At 66.2% G+C, this 3,289-nt stretch carries 3 protein-coding genes; all 3 read left to right on the forward strand.

The features are described 5' to 3' along the window. The first annotated feature begins 172 nt into the window (after nt 1-172). The 3 genes from ABZS40_RS36450 to ABZS40_RS36460 all read left to right on the forward strand — a co-directional run bounded on the left by ABZS40_RS36450 (nt 173) and on the right by ABZS40_RS36460 (nt 3,063). Entirely contained in the window at nt 173-379 is a 207-nt protein-coding gene (locus tag ABZS40_RS36450; RefSeq protein WP_354949272.1) for a hypothetical protein, read from the forward strand. A gap of 89 nt (nt 380-468) precedes the next feature. Continuing rightward, nucleotides 469-1,731 carry a transcriptional regulator gene (locus tag ABZS40_RS36455; protein WP_354949274.1) on the forward strand — a complete coding sequence of 421 codons (1,263 nt, stop codon included), beginning with the start codon at nt 469-471 and terminating at the stop codon, nt 1,729-1,731. A 153-nt stretch (nt 1,732-1,884) separates the two neighbouring features. Further along, a complete protein-coding gene (locus ABZS40_RS36460; protein ID WP_354949276.1) occupies nt 1,885-3,063 on the forward strand; it encodes an IS701 family transposase in 1,179 nt (392 codons plus the stop codon). Nucleotides 3,064-3,289 lie beyond the last annotated feature (226 nt).

Below are 3,289 nucleotides of genomic sequence, written 5' to 3' on the forward strand. Positions count from 1 at the left end.
AGACCCTCGACAAGTCACATCGTTCCAGAACAGAAGGCACTTTCGCGTCCCCGCGACCGCCGCCGCGCAGCCCTTAACGAAGGGCCGAGGTTAGACTTGCGCGGACCTTATCGCCCTTGGCGATCCAGTAAAGGCCCTTCAGTTCTTCGTGGTCCTGCGGATGATCCTTGACATGCTGGAACCGTTCGTCCCAGAGGTCACCGAATCGATCGCGGATCTCATCGTCGACATGGTCAGCATGGAGAAAAGACCAAGCGATCGCGCCGAGTGCGGCGCCACGCATCTCGGCATCTACCATCGTGAAGAACGCGCGGAAAAGCGGGTCGTGCGGGGCCGCTCGACAGGACTACCAGCGAGTTCGACGGGCGGTGATGGGTGACACCGAAGTCGGGTGTGTCAGATGGTCCCAACACCCTGCTCAGCGACGCCCGTCGTCGACTTCTGTCCCCGAGCGGTTCAGGCCGACGGATGTCTCGGCAGGAGGTTGCCGAGGCGGTCAACAACTACCTGTGGGACACCTACGGTACGAGAACCAGCATGGACGGCAACCACGTCGGGAAGCTTGAGCGGGGAGAACACCGCTGGCCCAAGCCCACCACCCGTGAGGCGTTCCGTGCGGTGCTGAAGGCGTCGCGGGACGCCGACCTAGGCTTTTACATCACCCGTGGCCAACGCCATACTGACACCGTTGGAGACCGGAGACTTCCGGGTGAGCCGCCCGCCGCCGGTGATGATCACGCCGGCTGGTCGCTGATCGGTGGAGAGATCACGGACACTGGCGATATGAACCGCCGCGAGTTGCTACGCCTGCTGAGCCTGACAGGTGCGCTGTTGGCCGCGCCCGTCCCGGGCAGTGAGCTCGACTGGGCGCGCATCGAGTCGTCCGGTGACGGGAGCAGGCGACTGGATCCAGCGACCCTCGACGAGTACGAGGGGCTGAACGCCCAGCTGTGGGCCGCCTTCGGTGCAGCTGAGTCCAAGGCGGCAGTATCACCGCTGGTCAACCGTCAGCTGACCACGCTCACCGCCAACCTGCGCCGATCCCAGACGACACCCGTACACCGTCGGCTTTGCGGGGTCACCGCTGACCTGTTTCAGCTCGCGGGCGAGGTTGCCTTCGACGCGAACGCGTACAGCGAGGCCGCACACTGCTACACCCTGGCAGCGACCGCCGCCCGAGAAGCCGCTGCCTATGATCTCTGGGCTCGCGCGATGATCCGTCACGCCTTCATCAGCGTCTACGAGCGTGACTTCCGGCACGCCGTACCGATGCTGGCCGTTGCCGCCGACCTGGCCCAGAACGGGGACAGCGCGCTGTCGACCCGGCACTGGGCACACACTGCGCAGGCACAGGCTCTCGCGGGCCGCGGTGACCTGGGCGGATGCCGGCGGGCGCTCGACCAAGCTGAGGAGGTCAATCACCTGCCCGGCCGAGTGCACAACGGCGGTTGGTTGCGCTTCGACGGCTCCCGGCTCGCCGAGGAACGCGGAGCCTGCTACGTCGAGTTGAGGCGCCCAGACCTGGCCGAACCCGTGCTGTCCGGTGCTCTGTCTCAGACCCTCTCCACGCGACGACGCGGAACCATTCTGACGGACCTCGCCTTGGTCGGAGTCCAACGTAGCGACGTACATCAGATCGTGCTCTACGGCAGCGCCGCCCTCGACACTGCCCGCCAAAGCGGCTCGGGCGTGGTCGGCTCCAAACTTAATACTCCAGCCGCACTTGCCTGACATGAAGTTTTGGCAGCTCACGGCGGCTCCGATGGATGTCGGAGCTGAATTGGCCACGTAGCTGCGGATGTCGATGCTATTCGGTGCGCGAGTTGCGTGGTCGCACCGTCTGTCTGTTGTGGCCGGTCGTAGAGCGGGCAGGCTCCCGTGCTTGTGTTGATCGATGAGATTGTGGGCTGGCGGGCGGGTTTGGATGATCTGTTGGCGCGGTTCGCGCACCGTTTCGGGCGGGCGGAGCCGCGCCGGCAGGCGCTGACCTACCTGGTCGGGTTGTTGTCACCCCTGGCGAGCAAGAACGGCTGGACCTTGGCCGAGGCCGCCGGCGACGCGACGCCGGATCGGATGCAGCGGCTGCTCGACAGGTCGGCGTGGGATCCGGAGGCGGTCCGCGATGACCTGTTCGCCTACGTGTCCGAGCACCTTGGTGACGACGACGGTGTGCTGATCGTCGACGAGACCGGCTTCCTGAAAAAGGGGATCAAGTCGGCCGGGGTGCAGCGTCAGTACTCCGGCGCGGCCGGGCGGACGGAGAACTGCCAGCTCGGGGTGTTCCTGGCCTATGCCAGCCCGGCCGGGCGCACGCTGGTCGACCGTGAGTTGTATCTGCCTCGTGGCTGGTGCGATGACCCCGCCCGCCGTGAGGAAGCCGGCATCGCAGCCAGCGTCGGGTTCGCCACGAAACCGGCGCTGGGGCTGCGGATGCTCGAACGCGCCATCACCGCCGGACTGCCGGCGAGGTGGGTCACCGCTGACGAGGCCTACGGGCAGGACTCGAAGTTCCGGACCTGGCTGCAGCAGCACAGGATGGGCTATGTCCTGGCCGTGCCCCGCAACCAGCGGGTCCCGACCACGGTGGGCAACTCCCGCCCGGACGTCCTGGCCGCCGCCGCGCCGTCCCTGGCGTGGAAGCGTCGCAGTTGCGGCGACGGCGCCAAAGGGCCACGACTCTACGACTGGGCCGTGGCCTCCCTACCCGGCACAGTCGACGGATACGGCCACTGGCCGCTGATCCGCCGCAGCATCACCAACCCCACGGATCTGGCCTACTACCTGTGCTTCGGCCCCGCCGGCACCCAGGACGAGGACCTGATCCGGATCGCCGGGACTCGGTGGGCGATCGAGGAGTGCTTCCAGACCGCGAAGACCGAGGTCGGCTTGGATCATTATCAGGTGCGTCGGTACGACGCCTGGTACCGGCACATAACTCTCGTTCTGTGCGCCCACGCCTACCTCGCCGTCACCGCCAGCCACGCCAAAAAGGGGGCACCGAATCCGATGACGGCCTCATTCCGCTCACCCTCGGCGAGGTCCGACGTCTGCTGGCACACCTGATCACCACCGTCCGCCCCTTCGGCCATATCCATCGATGGTCACGATGGCGACGCCGGCACCAGTACCGCGCCAGAACCGCCCACTACCAGCGAAGACTCCAACTCCACCAGGTGCGGCTGGAGTACTAGATGCAACGCCGTTCAGTTAGGGCCGCGGTTGGCGTGTCAAGGGTCGGGGCTGATGACGTCGATGCTGGTCGTGGCTTTGTAGCTGTGTCGGTCGATGT

The organism is Micromonospora sp. NPDC005324, from assembly GCF_040607155.1.
Classification (GTDB): domain Bacteria; phylum Actinomycetota; class Actinomycetes; order Mycobacteriales; family Micromonosporaceae; genus Micromonospora; species Micromonospora trifolii.